This window comes from Pseudomonas trutticola BRTCR10 (assembly GCF_056155105.1).
Genome location: NZ_CM149552.1, coordinates 5,646,191 through 5,662,588, shown reverse-complemented (window position 1 = coordinate 5,662,588; position 16,398 = coordinate 5,646,191). Strand labels below are relative to the sequence as shown.

The 16,398-nt window shown below is 59.8% G+C and carries 10 protein-coding genes; 4 read left to right on the top strand and 6 right to left on the bottom strand.

Annotated elements, in window-relative coordinates; translation table 11 throughout:
- Nucleotides 1-218: 218 nt before the first annotated feature.
- Both glyA and morA read right to left on the bottom strand, forming a co-directional pair.
- Entirely contained in the window at nucleotides 219-1,472 is a 1,254-nt protein-coding gene (gene glyA, locus ACVVH8_RS25700) for a serine hydroxymethyltransferase (RefSeq protein WP_103303614.1), read from the bottom strand.
- Between the two features lie 239 nt (nucleotides 1,473-1,711).
- The gene (gene morA, locus ACVVH8_RS25695) at nucleotides 1,712-5,560 is read right to left on the bottom strand and encodes a cyclic di-GMP receptor MorA (protein ID WP_103303613.1); all 3,849 of its coding nucleotides are present in this window, start codon (nucleotides 5,558-5,560) and stop codon (nucleotides 1,712-1,714) included.
- A gap of 294 nt (nucleotides 5,561-5,854) precedes the next feature.
- Between morA and ettA the strand changes: the two genes are divergently transcribed.
- Complete coding sequence (gene ettA, locus ACVVH8_RS25690) at nucleotides 5,855-7,519, top strand: energy-dependent translational throttle protein EttA (RefSeq protein WP_093434780.1); 1,665 nt, start codon at nucleotides 5,855-5,857, stop codon at nucleotides 7,517-7,519.
- A 373-nt stretch (nucleotides 7,520-7,892) separates the two neighbouring features.
- Nucleotides 7,893-9,230 (top strand): NADP-specific glutamate dehydrogenase, encoded by a 1,338-nt coding sequence (gene gdhA, locus ACVVH8_RS25685; protein WP_475227001.1) that lies wholly within the window; start codon nucleotides 7,893-7,895, stop codon nucleotides 9,228-9,230.
- Here the strand turns inward: gdhA and ACVVH8_RS25680 are convergent.
- The 4 genes from ACVVH8_RS25680 to ACVVH8_RS25665 all read right to left on the bottom strand — a co-directional run bounded on the left by ACVVH8_RS25680 (nucleotide 9,227) and on the right by ACVVH8_RS25665 (nucleotide 13,010).
- A complete protein-coding gene (locus ACVVH8_RS25680) occupies nucleotides 9,227-9,721 on the bottom strand; it encodes a GreA/GreB family elongation factor (RefSeq protein WP_213026633.1) in 495 nt (164 codons plus the stop codon). The genes gdhA and ACVVH8_RS25680 overlap by 4 nt on opposite strands.
- Nucleotides 9,722-9,791: 70 nt before the next feature.
- Nucleotides 9,792-10,148 carry a hypothetical protein gene (locus tag ACVVH8_RS25675; protein WP_103303610.1) on the bottom strand — a complete coding sequence of 119 codons (357 nt, stop codon included), beginning with the start codon at nucleotides 10,146-10,148 and terminating at the stop codon, nucleotides 9,792-9,794.
- Nucleotides 10,149-10,362: 214 nt separating this feature from the next.
- Nucleotides 10,363-12,216 carry an Lnb N-terminal periplasmic domain-containing protein gene (locus ACVVH8_RS25670; RefSeq protein WP_475226999.1) on the bottom strand — a complete coding sequence of 618 codons (1,854 nt, stop codon included), beginning with the start codon at nucleotides 12,214-12,216 and terminating at the stop codon, nucleotides 10,363-10,365.
- 305 nt (nucleotides 12,217-12,521) lie between these two features.
- A complete protein-coding gene (locus tag ACVVH8_RS25665; RefSeq protein WP_007909797.1) occupies nucleotides 12,522-13,010 on the bottom strand; it encodes a DUF3015 domain-containing protein in 489 nt (162 codons plus the stop codon).
- 300 nt (nucleotides 13,011-13,310) lie between these two features.
- On the opposite strand from ACVVH8_RS25665, the gene ACVVH8_RS25660 reads away from it, so the two are divergent.
- Together ACVVH8_RS25660 and ACVVH8_RS25655 are read left to right on the top strand one after the other, a co-directional pair.
- On the top strand, nucleotides 13,311-15,749 hold the full coding sequence (locus ACVVH8_RS25660) for a Lon protease family protein (protein ID WP_213026631.1): 2,439 nt from the start codon (nucleotides 13,311-13,313) through the stop codon (nucleotides 15,747-15,749).
- Nucleotides 15,750-16,072: 323 nt separating this feature from the next.
- Nucleotides 16,073-16,390: a PA4575 family protein gene (locus ACVVH8_RS25655; protein WP_103303607.1), complete on the top strand. Its 318-nt coding sequence runs from the start codon at nucleotides 16,073-16,075 to the stop codon at nucleotides 16,388-16,390.
- The last annotated feature ends 8 nt before the right edge of the window (nucleotides 16,391-16,398 follow it).

Genomic DNA, 16,398 nt, shown 5'->3' with positions numbered 1-16,398 from the left:
TTAATTATTGTGGTCTTACCGGTATGTCCAGTGCGGGTGCAGTCTAGGCGCTGTTTTTTCGAGATCGCAAGTGAAAAATGACGAATTGGCATGACCGGTCTGACCAGTTGTGCGGTAAGTCCCATTCTTGAGCGGTTCAAGCGTTTGAAAAAATTCAGGCGAAAAAAAACCGGCCAATCACTTGGCCGGTTTTTCATGCTGCAGATTTAACGTCGCAATTACGCGCCGTATACCGGCAGTTTCTTGCAGATGGCTTTGACTTTCTCACGAACGGCGTCGATCACCGCTTCGTTGTTCAGGTCAGCCAGGATGTCGCAGATCCAGCCGGCCAGCTCTTTGCACTCGGCTTGCTTGAAGCCGCGAGTGGTCACAGCCGGGGTACCGAAACGCAGGCCGGAAGTAACGAACGGCGAGCGTGGATCGTTTGGCACGGAATTTTTGTTCACGGTGATGAACGCTTTGCCCAGAGCGGCGTCGGCGTCTTTACCGGAGATGTCCTGCTTGATCAGCGACAGCAGGAACAGGTGGTTTTTGGTACCGCCCGAAACCACGTCGAAACCGCGCTCGATGAACACTTCGGCCATGGCCTGGGCGTTCAGCACCACTTGTTCCTGGTAGGCCTTGAACTCAGGCTGCAGCGCTTCCTTGAAGCAGATCGCTTTAGCGGCGATCACGTGCTCCAGCGGACCGCCCTGGGCGCCCGGGAATACCGCGGAGTTCAGCTTCTTCTCGATCTCGGCGTTGGCGCGCGCCAGGATCAGGCCGCCACGTGGACCGCGCAGGGTCTTGTGCGTGGTGGTGGTCACGACGTCAGCGAAAGGCACCGGGTTCGGGTAGACGCCAGCGGCGACCAGACCGGCTACGTGAGCCATGTCGACGAACAGGTAGGCACCGACTTTGTCAGCAATGGCGCGGAAACGCGGGAAGTCCAGGATCTGCGAGTAGGCAGAGAAACCGGCCACGATCATTTTCGGCTTGTGCTCAACCGCCAGACGCTCGACTTCGTCGTAGTCGATCAGGCCGTTGGCGTCGATGCCGTACTGCACGGCGTTGTACAGCTTGCCGGAGGAGGAAACGCTGGCGCCGTGGGTCAGGTGACCACCGTGGGCCAGGCTCATGCCCAGGATGGTGTCGCCACCTTGCAGCAGGGCCAGGTAAACAGCGGCGTTGGCTTGCGAACCGGCGTGCGGCTGAACGTTGGCGTAATCGGCGCCGAACAGCTCTTTGGCGCGGTCGATGGCCAGTTGCTCAACAACGTCGACGAACTCGCAACCACCGTAGTAACGCTTGCCCGGGTAGCCTTCGGCGTACTTGTTGGTCAGAACCGAGCCTTGAGCCTCCATCACCGCTGGGCTGGTGTAGTTTTCCGAAGCGATCAGCTCGATGTGTTCTTCCTGGCGCTGAGCTTCTTGCTCCATGGCGGCAAAAAGATCGGCGTCGTACTTGGCAATAGTCAAATCACGGCTGAACATGGCGGTCCTCAAGGATCGGGGGCAGAAAAGGGGGGCATTCTAACCCAATGGGTTTTGGATGGCATATGAAACGACATCATGTCGCAGACAAGTGGCGTTCATGACAGATGTGCGGTGCTTTTGCTGGCCCCATCGCTGGCAAGCCAGCTCCCACAGTAATCGAGGCAGGCCTGCGATTTTATGATCGACATCAATTCCTGTGGGAGCGAGCCTGCTCGCGAAGGCCGCACCGCAGATGTTCAGTCGAACATGAAGAGCGCGTCATTGCTGAACTGCGCCTCGAACCGGCTCGCCGGCATCGGCCGCCCGAACAGATACCCCTGAACCTCATCGCAACCATGCTCACGCAGGAAGTCCAGTTGCTCATGGGTTTCCACGCCTTCAGCGATTACCGCCAGATTCAGGCTGTGGGCCATGGCGATGATTGCCCGGGCGATCTGCGCGTCCTGCTCACCGGACGGCAGGCCGTCGACGAAGGTGCGGTCGATCTTCAGCACGTCGATCGGGAATTGCTTGAGGTAGTTCAGCGATGAATAACCGGTGCCGAAATCGTCGACCGCAATGCTCAGGCCAAGGTTTTTCAGGCCGGCGAGAATCTGCATCGCTTCGCTGACTTCACGCATCAAAATACTTTCAGTCAGCTCCAGCTCCAGGCACGCCGGCGGCAGGCCGGTTTCGCGCAGGATCGTGGCGATTCGCGTGCCGAGCTGGCCGTCGGAGAACTGCCTGGCGGAAATGTTTACCGACACCTTCGGTACGCGCACTCGGTTCTGGTGCCAGGTCTTGAGCTGACGGCAAGCCTCGCTGATCACCCAGTCGCCGACGTCCACCACCAGCCCGAGCTCTTCCAGCACCGGAATGAAATCCCCCGGCGGCACCAGCCCTCGACGCGGATGGCGCCAGCGCAGCAAGGCTTCGGCGCCGGTCAGGCGTTTGCCGTCGCCGCTGAACTGCGGCTGGTAATACAGGACGAATTCGTTCTGCTCCAGGGCGTGGCGCAGGTCGCTTTCGAGTTCCAGGCGTTCGAGCGCACTGGCGTTCATGTCGGCCTGATAGAACTGGAAGTTGTTCTTGCCGCGCTCCTTGGCGTGGTACATCGCGGTGTCGGCGTTCTTCATCAACTGGCTGAGTTCGTTGCCATCCTGCGGGCTCAGGGCGATGCCGATGCTCGCGGTGACGAAGAACTCGCGACTTTCCAGTACGAATGGACGCACGAGGCTGGCGAGAATCTGCTCGGCCACATGAATCGCCCGGTTCAGCGCCATCTCGCGGCTGGAGCGGTGTTGCAGGAGCAAGGTGAACTCATCGCCGCCCATGCGCGCCACGGTGTCGTCATCATCGACGCAGGCCAGCAGGCGCGTGGCCATGTCTTTCAACATGCGGTCGCCGGCGGCATGGCCGAGGGAATCGTTGATCGGTTTGAAGCGGTCGAGGTCAAGGAACATCAGCACCACCCACGACTTCTGCCGTTCGGCCGATTGCAGCGCGGTGTGCAGGCGATCCTGGAACAGCGTGCGGTTGGGCAGGTGGGTCAGGGCGTCGTAGTAGGCGAGGCGATGGATGCGCTGCTCGCTGGCCTTGCGCTCGCTGATGTCGCTGAAGAAACACACGTAACTGGCCAGGTCGCCTTCGTCGTCGAGCACGGCGGTGATGCCGACCCAGGCCGGATAATGCTCGCCGTTACGGCGCTTGAGCCAGACTTCGCCTTCCCAGGTGTTGTGCAAGTGCAATTGCTTGAGCACGTAGCGCAGGTGCGCGTCCTGCTGTTCGTCGACGGTGAGCATGTTCGGCAACTGGTCGAGCACCTCGCTCACCGCGTAACCGCTGACCCTGCTGAACGCTTCGTTGGCCTGGACGATATAACCGGCCGGGTCGGTGATCAGAATCGCCGAGGTCGAGTGTTCGAACACCGTGGCGGCCATGCGCAGGTCTTTCTCGGCGCGGCGTTGCTGGCTGATGTCGCGACCGACACCGAGCACGCCTTCAAACGCACCGTGTTCATCCCAAACCAACACCAGACGCAGTTCGATCGGGATCTTGCGGCCGTCGGCGCGCAGGCAGTCGAACAGGAACAGTTGCGTCTGCACTTGATTGCGCAACAGCGCCAGTTGCTCGGGTTTGTCCAGCGCCTTGCTGACCCGATCCATCAAGCTGTAGATGCCACTCAGTTGCTGCGGATTGGCGATGGTCGATTGCCAGCCGTTCTGGAAAATCCACTCGGCGTCGTAGCCCAGCACCGCCTGCACCGAGGGGCTGACGTAGTTCAGCGAGAGTTTGCTGTCGGTGGAGAAAATCACGTCACTGATGCTTTCGGCGAGCATGCGGTAGCGCTGCTCGCTGTCGCGCAGCGATTCGCTGGCCTCGATCTGTTCGGTGATGTCCTTGGCCACGCCGATGATGCGCGTGACCTGATCGTGCTTGTCGCGCGCCAGTGCCTGTTCACGGATGTCGAAGCGCCGCCACTCGCCATCGCGATGACGGAAACGTAACTGACATTGCAGCAACTGACTGTAACCGGCGTGGCGCTGCATCTGCCGCGAGCGGTGGTAGTAATCGGCGTCTTCCGGGTGCAGGAGAATTTCCCAGAAGTATTCGCCCATCTGATGCAATTCGGAGCGGTTGTAACCGAGGGTCTGGCCGAGGTGGTGGTTGCTGAAAATCATCCGCTGGCTGATCACGTCTTGCACGTACAGGTGATCCGGCACGGTACGCACCACGTCCGACCAGAAGCCTTCACGCTCCAGCAGCGACAACTCGACCAGCTTGCGGCTGGTGATGTCGTTGATGCTGAGGATTACCGCTTTGTAGTCATGCTGTTCGGTCGGCAGGCGCAGGACCATCCACAGGTGCTGGTCGCGACCGTTGATGTCCGGCAGTTTGATTTCCAGTTCCAGCTGCTTTTGCTGCTGGAGCACGGCGTCGAGCACCTGGTTGCCAATCGCACAGTGACGGTGCGGATGACCGTCGATCAACAGTTGCCAGGCGTGCTCGCAGGAATTGACGTTGAGCAGTTGCAGCGCCACCTGATTGACCTCGGTGACGCGCAGCTCCTGAAGTAATTGCTGGCGCTGCTGCGGTTGGTCGAGCCAGGCCTTGAGCTGATCGCTGGTCTGGATCTGCGCACGTTCGAAAACCTGTTTCAGCCCGGACAAATCAAGTACGCAAAGGGCAACACCGGTGCCCTCGAAAATGTCCTGATAACGTCGACGCCCTTCATGCACCTGGCGCTGACGGCGGCGCATGTTCAGCAAGGCGATCACCGGCAGCATCGAGAAGGCCAGGCCCAGCAGGCATTTGCCGATGAAAGCCGGCAGCAGTTCTTCGAGCACACGCTGGCGGTCGAACAGCCCGCGCAATTGCCAATCGCTGCTGCTCAGCGGCACGGTGAGCACGGTGTTGGCCAGATCGTCCGGGCTGAGGACGCCGGGTTTGGCCGACGGCAGGGCTTCGTCGCGACTGATGATCTGGTGGTTGATGCGGTTTTCCACCAGCCACAACGGGCGCAGTCCGGTTTCACTCTGTTTGGTCAGTGAATCAAAGAACGTCGGTGTCAGGCGCAAGGCCCAATAACCACGGGTGCTGCCACTGGCCTGGTGGAGTAACAGATGCACCGTCGAACCGTCGTCGGCGTTACTGAAGTAATGCGCCTGGGCATGGCTGCGCCGCACCAGTTCGGTGAGGTAGACGGCGTCGGAGCTGTCGGCGGCGCTGTCGCTGATGATTTTGCCGGAGGGGCTGAGTAACGCCAGACTGCGCAAGTCCGGTAACGATTGCTGGAGCTTGCGTAGCAATTGCTGCTGTTCGTCGGCCGATTGCGGTTGTTCGACGATCGGTAGCAGATTGAGGGCGATTTGCGCGTTCAGCGCCATGTTCAGGCTGACCTGCGAGGCGAGGTCGGCAGTGTAGTCGATGGTGTACTGGCGCTGGTTTTTCTGGGTTTCGCGCAGTTGGTCAAGCAGTTGCCAGAACAGCAACGCCAATAGCAAAAGCACGAGCGTCGCCAGCGCACCCTTTAATGTGCCGCGCAGGGGCGAGCCGGTCCCCGGATTGGACGCGCTCACAGAAGCTGGCGGGGTAACGTTGGACAAGCTGTAATCCTGCGGTTTGGCTGGACTGGCGCGACGTGCACTATAAGCCGGACGCCCGAAGGGCGGCTAGCATGCCTTGAGTTGTGGCGAAGTGCCAGCCCCTCGCGGCTGGACTGCCTTCCGTCATTAAGGTAGCTTTGCCGGTTACGCGGGAGCGTTCCAGCTCCTAGACTCAGGTTTTTTTAGCGCGCACGCCTTGATGGCCAACAAGTGATCAAGTGAACGACGCGCATCGGCCTGGCCGGGCATCGCCTGCGCTCCAATCATTCATCTGTCACTGACCCAAGGTTCTCCATGGCTCAATACGTCTTCACCATGCATCGGCTGGGCAAAGTTGTTCCGCCGAAGCGGGAAATCCTCAAAAACATTTCGCTGTCCTTCTTCCCCGGCGCCAAGATCGGCGTACTCGGCCTCAACGGTTCGGGTAAGTCCACGCTGCTGAAAATCATGGCCGGCGTCGACACCGAGTTCGAGGGCGAAGCCCGTCCGATGCCGGACCTGAACATCGGTTATCTGCCGCAAGAGCCACAACTTGATCCGACCAAGACCGTGCGTGAAGTGGTCGAGGAAGCGGTCAGCGTGATCAAGGATGCGCAAGCGCGTCTGGACGAGGTCTACGCGGCTTACGCCGATCCGGATGCCGACTTCGACAAACTCGCCGCCGAGCAGGCCAAACTCGAAGCGATCCTGCAGGCCAGCGACGGTCACAACCTTGAGCGCCAACTGGAAGTCGCCGCCGATGCGCTGCGTCTGCCGGCCTGGGATGCGAAAGTAGAACACCTGTCGGGTGGTGAGAAGCGTCGTGTGGCCCTGTGCCGCCTGCTGCTGTCCGCCCCGGACATGCTGCTGCTCGACGAACCGACCAACCACTTGGACGCCGATTCCGTTGCGTGGCTCGAGCACTTCCTGCACGACTTCCCGGGCACCGTGGTAGCGATCACGCACGACCGTTACTTCCTCGACAACGTCGCCGGCTGGATTCTCGAACTCGACCGCGGCGCGGGCATTCCATACGAAGGCAACTACTCGGGTTGGCTTGAAGCCAAGTCCGATCGTCTGGCCGCTGAATCCAAGCAGCAGTCGGCGCACGAAAAAGCCATGAAGGAAGAACTGGAGTGGGTGCGCAAAGGCGCCAAAGCCCGCCAGTCGAAATCCAAGGCACGTCTGCAACGCTTCGAAGAAATGCAATCGCAGGAATTCCAGAAGCGTTCGGAAACCAACGAGATCTACATCCCGGCCGGTCCACGCCTGGGCGACAAGGTCATCGAATTCAAAAACGTCACCAAGGGCTACGGCGATCGCGTGTTGATCGACAACCTGTCGTTCTCGATGCCGAAGGGCGCCATCGTCGGCGTGATCGGCGGTAACGGTGCCGGTAAATCGACTCTGTTCCGCATGCTGATGGGCAAGGAGCAGCCGGATTCGGGCAGCATCGAAGTCGGCGAAACCGTGCAACTGGCCTGCGTCGATCAGAGCCGCGATGACCTGGATGGCAGCAAGACTGTGTTCCAGCAGATCTCCGACGGTTCCGACCAGATTCGCATCGGCAACTACGAGATCCCGTCGCGTACCTATGTCGGTCGCTTCAACTTCAAGGGCGGCGACCAGCAGAAGTTCGTCAAGGACCTGTCCGGTGGTGAGCGCGGTCGTCTGCACCTGGCGCTGACCCTGAAGGAGGGCGGCAACGTCCTGCTGCTCGACGAACCGTCCAACGACCTCGACGTTGAAACCCTGCGTTCCCTGGAAGAAGCCCTGCTGGACTTCCCGGGCGCCGCCATTGTGATCTCTCACGATCGGTGGTTCCTTGACCGCGTGGCGACACACATCCTGGCGTACGAAGACGACTCGCAAGCGATCTTCTTCGAAGGTAACTACACCGAGTACGAAGCCGATCGCAAAAAGCGTCTCGGCGAAGCAGCTGCCCAGCCACACCGGGTACGTCACAAGAAACTGGCCTGATTCGGGTTGGTTGCATGAAAAAGCGGAGCCTTCGGGCTCCGTTTTTTTTGCCTGGGTTTTCAGGTTGACCGAGTGGGATTCATCGCTGGCAAGCCAGCTCCCACAGAATTTTTGTCATGCCCTGATTTTTGTGAACGCCGCTGGAAACTGTGGGAGCTGGCTTGCCAGCGATGGCGGTGTAACTGTTGGTGCATGACTTGAATTTGGTCTCCCTATTCAGGTGCGAAATCAGGGCAAAAAACGAACCGATTTATATCCTGTGCACCATTTAATTTCATAACTGCGACATTTTGCTCTGTTCCTGTGCGCAATTCGTTTGTTACAGTCCGGCTCAATCTCTTCCAACGACAATAAATTTGCCGAGACTTTTCCCATGATCGAATCCGTCGAATCCTTCCTCGCCCGGCTGAAAAAACGTGACCCGGATCAGCCTGAATTCCACCAGGCCGTCGAAGAAGTCCTGCGCAGTCTGTGGCCGTTTCTCGAAGCCAATCCGCATTACCTGACCTCGGGGATTATGGAACGCATTTGCGAGCCGGAGCGAGCGGTGGTGTTTCGCGTGTCGTGGGTCGACGATCAAGGCAAGGTTCAGGTCAATCGCGGTTTCCGCATTCAGATGAACAGCGCCATCGGCCCGTACAAGGGCGGCTTGCGTTTCCACCCATCAGTGAACATGGGCGTGTTGAAGTTTCTCGCCTTTGAACAGACCTTCAAGAATTCCCTGACTTCGCTGCCCATGGGCGGCGGCAAGGGTGGTTCGGACTTCGATCCGAAGGGCAAGAGCGATGCCGAAGTCATGCGTTTCTGCCAGGCGTTCATGAGTGAGCTGTACCGTCACATCGGTTCGGACGTCGATGTGCCGGCCGGTGACATCGGCGTCGGCGCGCGGGAGATTGGTTTCCTCTTCGGCCAGTACAAGCGCCTGAGCAACCAGTTCACCAGCGTGCTGACCGGCAAAGGCATGACGTATGGCGGCAGCCTGATTCGCCCGGAAGCCACCGGTTTCGGTTGCGTGTATTTCGCGGAAGAGATGCTTAAGCGTCGTGAGCAAACCGTCGAAGGCAAACGCGTGGCGATCTCCGGTTCCGGCAACGTTGCGCAGTACGCGGCGCGCAAGGTCATGGACCTGGGCGGCAAGGTGATTTCGCTGTCCGACTCCGAAGGCACGCTGTACTGCGAGGCAGGCCTGAGCGAAGAGCAATGGCTGGCGCTGCTGGAACTGAAAAACGTCAAGCGCGGCCGCATCAGCGAATTGGCCACGGCATTCGGTCTGGAGTTCCGCGCCGGTCAGCACCCGTGGTCGCTGCAATGCGACATCGCGCTGCCATGCGCCACTCAGAATGAACTCGACGCCGAAGCCGCTCGCGCCTTGCTGCGCAACGGTTGCGTGTGCGTGGCCGAAGGCGCGAACATGCCGACCACACTGGAGGCTGTGGATATCTTTATCGAGGCCGGGATTCTGTTCGCGCCTGGCAAGGCATCGAATGCCGGCGGCGTGGCGGTGAGCGGTCTGGAGATGTCGCAGAACGCCATGCGCCTGTTGTGGACGGCCGGAGAGGTCGACAGCAAGCTCCACGCGATCATGCAGTCGATCCATCACGCGTGCGTGCATTACGGCGAAGAGAACGGGCGGATCAACTACGTCAAAGGCGCAAACATCGCCGGCTTCGTCAAAGTCGCCGATGCGATGCTGGCCCAAGGCGTGGTTTAAGCCGGTTCAATGCGGATCACTTCAATCACTTGATCGCCAGCGGGGCGCTGCCACAGCACCTCATCGTTGAGTCGGGCGCCAAGCAATGCCCGGCCCAACGGAGAGCCCCAATTGATCAGGCCTTTGCTGGCGTCGGCCTGATCTTCACCGACCAGTTGCACCCGGCGTTCGGTGTCGTGTTCGTCGGCGTAGGTCACCCAACTGCCAATCTGCACCTTGTCGGTGGAGGTGGCGGCGACAGCCACCTGAGCGCTGCTCAGGCGTTGATTGAAATAGCGCAGATCGCGCTCCAGATCGGCCTGGCGTTGTTTGTCTGCCTGGTCTCCCTTGGCCGATTGTTCGGCGTGCAGCGCTTGCAGCTCGGCGACTTTGGCCTGCAACTGCGCCAGACCTTGCGGCGTAACGTAATTGGGCTGTTCGCTGACATGGCGTTCGACCGGTTGATCGGCTTGCGCGGCGGCGTTGTCTTCGTTGACGAAAGCGCGGCTCATGGTGTCCTCCTCTTTATAGAGTCTGGCCATGGTCGCAGGCATTTGGTTTCACTGGATGTCTGCAAGCGACCTATTGCGAACGATAGGCCCGCCCGGCGTCCTGATCTTTCTGCTGCTGCCAGGCGCGCTCGCGTTGGTCCCAGTGTTCGTTGCGGTAGTCTTCGCGATCCTTGTTTTCCAGCATTGCCTGACACTGGCGGAAGCCATCGGTCCAGCCGTCGGCGTACTGCTTATCCTTCAGATAGCGCGGCACGTTCTTGCGAAACTCGCCGCTGATCGAACCGGCAGCCTGCCGGCCACTGACACAACCGTCATCGAAACCGTCGGCGAAGGCCGGTGGATAACCTTTGGCGATCAGATCTTCATGGGTGGATTGGCAACCACCCAGCAACAGCAAAACCCCCAGCAAACCCGCACACCGCCACATCGCACTCTCCCGAGCCGTCACACGGCTTATGGGGAAAGTCTAGAAGGGGATTCGTCGGACGTTGGTGAAAGACATGTGAGTATTTCGTTGAACACCGGAGAACCCTGTGGGAGCGGGCTTGCCCGCGACGAGGCCATCAGACTCAACATCTTTGTCGGCTGACAGTCCGCTATCGCGGGCAAGCCCGCTCCCACAGGTTCTGCGATGTGCCTGATCAGTAGTGATACCACTTCACTTCGAGCATGACTTCCGTCTCTGGCGTCGCGACGTGGCTGAACTCACGCTGCGCACTCAGGCGCAAACCAAGGTTGCGCGACAATTCCCACTGCTGATTAAGGCTCAGGCTGCGGCGCACTTCGCCGTTGGTGAAGTAATCACCCTTGGCCTCCACACTCAGATTGCCCAGCGGGTTTTTCCACAACACGCCACTGTTGAAGCCGGCCGCCGGGGCGATGAAACCGGCGAAGTCATTGTTGTGTTCAACCCGCACCGTACCGAGGGCGAAACCCAGCACGTCTTCGCCCAATTGCCACGTACCACCCCCGCCACCATTGACGTGGCTGACCAGCGTTTCGTCGTCATGCTTGCCCGGTACGCGCTCAAGCCCGCCAGTGACCTGCCATGACAGCGGCTGCAACAACTCATTGCGCGGTGTCAGCGAACGAATGGTCGCGAGATCGAGTTGCTGGAATTGCCAGTGATTGCCTTCGTACTGGCGCAGTTTCATCTGCAGGATTTCGATCTGCGCACCCAGTGGGAAACTTTCGGCATTGTCGTTCAGGTCGTGGTAAGCCATGCGCAAGCCATACTCGCCGAAAGCACGATCGCCCCGTGTGCCGATTCCGGCCTGCCAGGTGCGTGATTCGTGGCCGTCTTCGGGCAGACCGGGTTGTGGGATTTCCAGATCCGGTGCCGGGTTTTTATTGATCGCCCGCAGCAGTTCGAAACTGCGTTGCGCCCGCTGCGGATCGCGTTCCTGACCGTTGGCGCGATAGCGTTCCAAGCGGTAAGCCGCGTCGATGATCAAGGCTTGGCGGGCGCGGGGCAGGGCTTTGAAGGCCGGGTCTTGCAGCTGCTGTTGATCGGCGCTGACCTTCAGTACCCATTGCTGTTCTGCGCCACTCAGCGGCTCGGCGCGGCTGAGCAATTCACGCTCGCGGGATGGGCGGTATTCAATACTTTCCACCAGCCCGGCCTCTTTCACCGCTTTGACCGTGTCGGTGGGGATCGCGGTCAGCGGGAATTGTTCGGTCAGGCGCAGGCTCGGGCGCGCCACTTGCAGCAGTTCAAGCAGACGATACGAGCAGTTTTCGTCGAAGAAGAAATAGTCGAACTGGATCTGCTTCAACTCCCACACATGCTCGACCATGCGTGCGGTTTCTTCTTGCGTCAGGTTCAGCCGGTATTCCCACAGGTCGCGGTTTTCCAGGCTGCGGTATTCGGAGAGTTTTTCCTGGTACGGCACCAGCGCGAACAGGCCGGGATAGCCGCCCATCAAGCCTTTCCAAGCGTAGAGAATGCTGTTGTCGGAACCTTCGATATAGGCGCCGAAGTTGATCGCGTAACTGAGCAGCGAGGTCTTGTCGCTTTGCACGTCAGCCTGATCGATGCGCAGCAGGGTGTGGCCGAACATCGATGACGGGCTGTTGAGATATGCAGCCGGGAAGATCATCACCGCGCTGTGCGGCGACACGTCCTTGATCCATTTCTTGTATTCGGCGCATTCCGGCGTCGGCAGATCGTTAAGGTTGAGTTGTGCTTTCAGCCAACGGGTGCGCGCCGGATAAACGCATTGTGCATGTTGCTCGCCGAGGCTGGCCGGGGCGTACAGCGCCTGCACGGTGGCGGCCAGTTCGTGATCGGGGTGCTCATTGCCATCAGGGGCGAGAAAGAATTTCCTGTCGCTGACATAGCTGCGCCAGCCGCCGAGTTTGGCGGTCTCGTAGTGACCGAGGGAAATCCAGAAACGGTCGTTGGCCAGTTGCTGCAAACGTTGAGGGTCGATGTTTGGCGCGGCGGACAGCGGGGCGCAGACACAGAGCGCCAGCCAGGCAAGGCGTTTGAGCATAGTTGGCAACTTAAACAAGAAAGAAACAAAAGCCCGAATGGCGGGAATACCGAGCAGTCAGCGGGGAAACTCATACCCCGTGGCGAGGGGATTTATCCCCGATGGGCTACGCAGTAGCCCCCATCCCTGCAACTCCATTGCATCAGATACACCGCATGCAAAGGTTTCCCGACTGCTTCGCAGCCGATCGGGGATAAATCCCCTCGCCACAGGTCACCGTCAAGCATGACTTTTCTGGTATTGCCCGGGAAGGGCACGTTCAAAAAACAAAACCCGCTTCCCGAAGGAAGCGGGTGAGGCCGAGCTTAAGCCTGAGTCGCGTACTTGGCCAGACGTGGGTCTGATTTCAGAACGGCCAGGGTGTTGGTATGCACGTCTTCAGCGGTCACGTCAGCCTTGCTGAAGATCTGCTGGAAGTGCTCGTGAGTGACGGCAGCAAAGTGCGCACGGTCTTCCGGCGCCACGCCCAGTACCACGGCGTAGGTCGTCAGCGCTTCGCCGTTGCCCTTGGCCATGTCTTCGGACAGCTCGTTCATCATGCCATTCATGGCAAACCAGGATTTGCCGCCGTAGGTCAGCGATGCGTTGGTCGAGCAGCCGTTGGTGCCGGAAGTCATGCCGAAGGTGGCGTTACCGGAAGTGCCGTTGGTGGTGGAAGCGAGGAAGTGCGCCGGGGTGCCACGCTGACCTTCGAACAGCATGTTGCCCCAACCGCAATCCGGGCCGCCCGGGGCTTGCGCCATTGCGTTGATGGATACAGCGGTGAAGAGAGTACCGAGAAGAATCCGTTTCATAGCTTTGTTCTCTTTGTGTGCATACCAATGGACAGGGTTCTGGCCCCCAAGCTCTGTACGAAACAGACCCAAACGAAGCCAGTGGGCCGGTATTAGTTCCAGCCGCGCAGTTTGGAGTTTAGGCACGTTCCCGCAGTTCCGTGATTTTTTACAAAAGATTTGGTCATAAGCCCGTTTTCCGGGGGCCTGCTGCGCAGAGGGCGAGTTGTCTATGCTTTGTCACATGGCGCGCCTTGCCAGTGGGGCACGGGCAGCGCCAGAATGCCGCTATCTGCCCCGCCTGATTGTTAAGGAAGCCCGATGCCTGATCCTGTTGCTGCCAGCTTGCGTCTAGCGCCCGAAGCGCTGACCCGTCCGTTTTCCGCTGAACAGTTCAGCTTCACTACCACCAATGATCTGGAGCCCTTTCGCGGTGTGCTCGGCCAGGAACGCGCGGTCGAAGCCTTGCAGTTCGGTGTGGCCATGCCACGCCCCGGTTACAACGTCTTTGTCATGGGCGAGCCCGGTACCGGTCGCTTCTCGTTCGTCAAACGCTACCTGAAGGCCGAAGGCAAGCGCCTGCAGACCCCGGCCGACTGGGTCTACGTCAACAACTTCGATGAACCGCGCGAGCCCCGCGCCCTGGAACTGCCATCGGGCACGGCCGGCGCGTTCATCGGTGACATCAACGGTTTGATCGACAACCTGCTGGCGACTTTTCCGGCGGTGTTCGAGCACCCGTCCTACCAGCAAAAGAAAAGCGCCATCGACCGCGCTTTCAACCAGCGCTACGACAAGGCCCTCGACATCATCGAGCGTCTGGCCCTGGAAAAAGACGTCGCCCTGTACCGCGACAGCAGCAACATCGCGTTCACGCCGATGCTTGATGGCAAGGCGCTGGATGAAGCCGAGTTTTCGCAATTGCCGGAGGCTGATCGCGAGCGTTTCCACGATGACATCTCCGGCCTCGAAGAGCGCCTGAACGAAGAACTCGCCAGCCTGCCGCAGTGGAAGCGCGAGTCGAACAACCAACTGCGTTCGCTCAACGAAGAAACCATCACGCTGGCCTTGCAGCCGTTGCTGTCGCCACTGTCGGAGAAGTACGCAGAAAATGCTGCTGTCTGCGGTTATCTGCAAGCGATGCAGGTGTATCTGCTGAAAACCGTTGTCGAGCAACTGGTCGACGACAGCAAGACCGACGCCGTCGCGCGCAAGCTGCTGGAAGAGCAATACGCACCAAGCCTGGTGGTCGGTCATCCGGCCAGCGGCGGTGCGCCGGTGGTGTTCGAGCCGCATCCGACCTATGAAAATCTGTTCGGCCGCATCGAATACACCACCGATCAGGGCGCGCTCTACACCACCTATCGTCAGTTGCGTCCGGGGGCCTTGCACCGCGCCAACGGTGGTTTCCTGATCCTTGAAGCAGAAAAAATGCTCAGCGAGCCGTTCGTGTGGGATGCGCTCAAGCGTGCTCTGCAATCGCGCAAGCTGAAAATGGAATCGCCACTGGGCGAGATGGGCCGCTTCGCCACCGTGACGCTCAACCCGCAGCACATTCCGTTGCAGGTCAAAGTCATCATCATCGGTGCGCGGTCGCTGTATTACACGTTGCAAGACCTTGATCCGGACTTTCAGGAGATGTTCCGCGTTCTGGTCGATTTCGACGAAGACATTCCGATGGTCGACGAGAGCCTGGAGCAGTTCGCCCAGCTGTTGAAAACCCGTACTTCGGAAGAAGGCATGGCGCCGTTGACTGCAGATGCCGTGGCGCGCCTGGCCACCTACAGCGCGCGTCTGGCCGAACATCAGGGGCGTTTGTCGGCGCGTATCGGCGATCTGTTCCAACTGGTCAGCGAAGCGGATTTCATCCGTCATCTGGCTGGCGATGAAATGACTGATGCCGGGCACATCGAGCGAGCCCTGAAAGCCAAGGCGACCCGCACCGGGCGTGTCTCGGCGCGGATTCTCGACGACATGCTCGCCGGGATCATTCTGATCGACACCGATGGCGCGGCGGTCGGCAAGTGCAACGGTCTGACGGTGCTTGAGGTCGGCGACTCGGCGTTCGGTGTGCCGGCGCGGATTTCCGCCACGGTGTACCCGGGCGGCAGCGGCATCGTCGACATCGAGCGCGAGGTCAATCTCGGTCAACCGATCCACTCCAAAGGCGTGATGATCCTCACCGGTTATCTGGGTAGCCGTTACGCCCAGGAATTCCCATTGGCGATTTCCGCGAGCATCGCGCTGGAGCAATCCTACGGTTACGTCGATGGCGACAGTGCGTCGCTGGGCGAGGCGTGCACGCTGATTTCGGCGCTGTCGAAAACCCCGCTCAAGCAGTGCTTCGCGATCACCGGTTCGATCAACCAGTTCGGTGAGGTGCAGGCGGTCGGCGGGGTCAACGAGAAGATCGAAGGCTTCTTCCGTCTCTGCGAAGCACGCGGTCTGACGGGCGAGCAGGGCGCGATCATTCCGCAGGCCAACGTGGCGACACTGATGTTGGATGAGAAAGTGCTGGCGGCGGTGCGCGCCGGGCAATTCCACGTTTACGCGGTGCGTCAGGCTGATGAGGCGTTGAGTCTGCTGGCCGGCGAGCCGGCGGGTACGCCAAACGAGGAGGGCGAATTCCCTGAAGGCAGCATCAACGCGCGGGTGGTCGAGCGCTTGCGCGACATCGCCGAAATGATCAGCGAAGAAGACCTCAAGGAAGCCGAGAAGGAATTGGCGCAGGAAGCATTGGCCGAAGCCAAACCCGCTTAAGCCTGGCGCGGTCAAACTGCAGGAGTGAGCCTGCTCGCAATGGCGGTGTGTCAGTCGGCAAAAATGTTGCCTGACACGTTGCCATCGAGAGCAGGCTCACTCCTGCATTTGTTTTCCACATTGGTTTTTGCAGTGATCTTCGGGAAATGTGCCATCACTCTGGCGCCAATATTCACACAATGACCATTCGGCGCCTTTTGGTTCTATCCGGCTTGCGCGGCGGACTTTTCTTCTATTCTCAGCTCAAGGATATCGACAGTATCACTGGATCGAGCCAGTCCTCCCGTGAGGGCTGAATACCGGCTTCACCGAGGGTCGCCGCCATGTCGCGCAACCTCTGCCTCACCCGTCAATGCCTGGGTCTTGTGACCCGCATCGAATGCGCCATCAAACCGTTGGCCGGCGATAACGGCATGTGGACGCTGCTCTTCGCTGCCGGCATGGCCGGCGAACAACCTTCCGCCATCAAAGCTCAGGGCCCGTTTCACGGACCGATCGCCGCCGAGTCAATCCTCGACACCATCGTTGAAAGTCTGACGATGCACGGCTATCAGTTGGCCGACGATCCGCAGATCTGGAGCCTGCACCTGCAAGCCCAGCTGCGGCAGATCAACGGTGGCCGAGGCCGCAGCCTCAATTGACGCAGATC

Coding starts and splice junctions, on each gene's coding strand:
- glyA (WP_103303614.1), bottom strand. CDS start 1,472: ATGTTCAGCCGTGATTTGACTATTGCCAAGTACGACGCCGATCTTTTT.
- ettA (WP_093434780.1), top strand. CDS start 5,855: ATGGCTCAATACGTCTTCACCATGCATCGGCTGGGCAAAGTTGTTCCG.
- gdhA (WP_475227001.1), top strand. CDS start 7,893: ATGATCGAATCCGTCGAATCCTTCCTCGCCCGGCTGAAAAAACGTGAC.
- ACVVH8_RS25680 (WP_213026633.1), bottom strand. CDS start 9,721: ATGAGCCGCGCTTTCGTCAACGAAGACAACGCCGCCGCGCAAGCCGAT.
- ACVVH8_RS25675 (WP_103303610.1), bottom strand. CDS start 10,148: ATGTGGCGGTGTGCGGGTTTGCTGGGGGTTTTGCTGTTGCTGGGTGGT.
- ACVVH8_RS25670 (WP_475226999.1), bottom strand. CDS start 12,216: ATGCTCAAACGCCTTGCCTGGCTGGCGCTCTGTGTCTGCGCCCCGCTG.
- ACVVH8_RS25665 (WP_007909797.1), bottom strand. CDS start 13,010: ATGAAACGGATTCTTCTCGGTACTCTCTTCACCGCTGTATCCATCAAC.
- ACVVH8_RS25660 (WP_213026631.1), top strand. CDS start 13,311: ATGCCTGATCCTGTTGCTGCCAGCTTGCGTCTAGCGCCCGAAGCGCTG.
- ACVVH8_RS25655 (WP_103303607.1), top strand. CDS start 16,073: ATGTCGCGCAACCTCTGCCTCACCCGTCAATGCCTGGGTCTTGTGACC.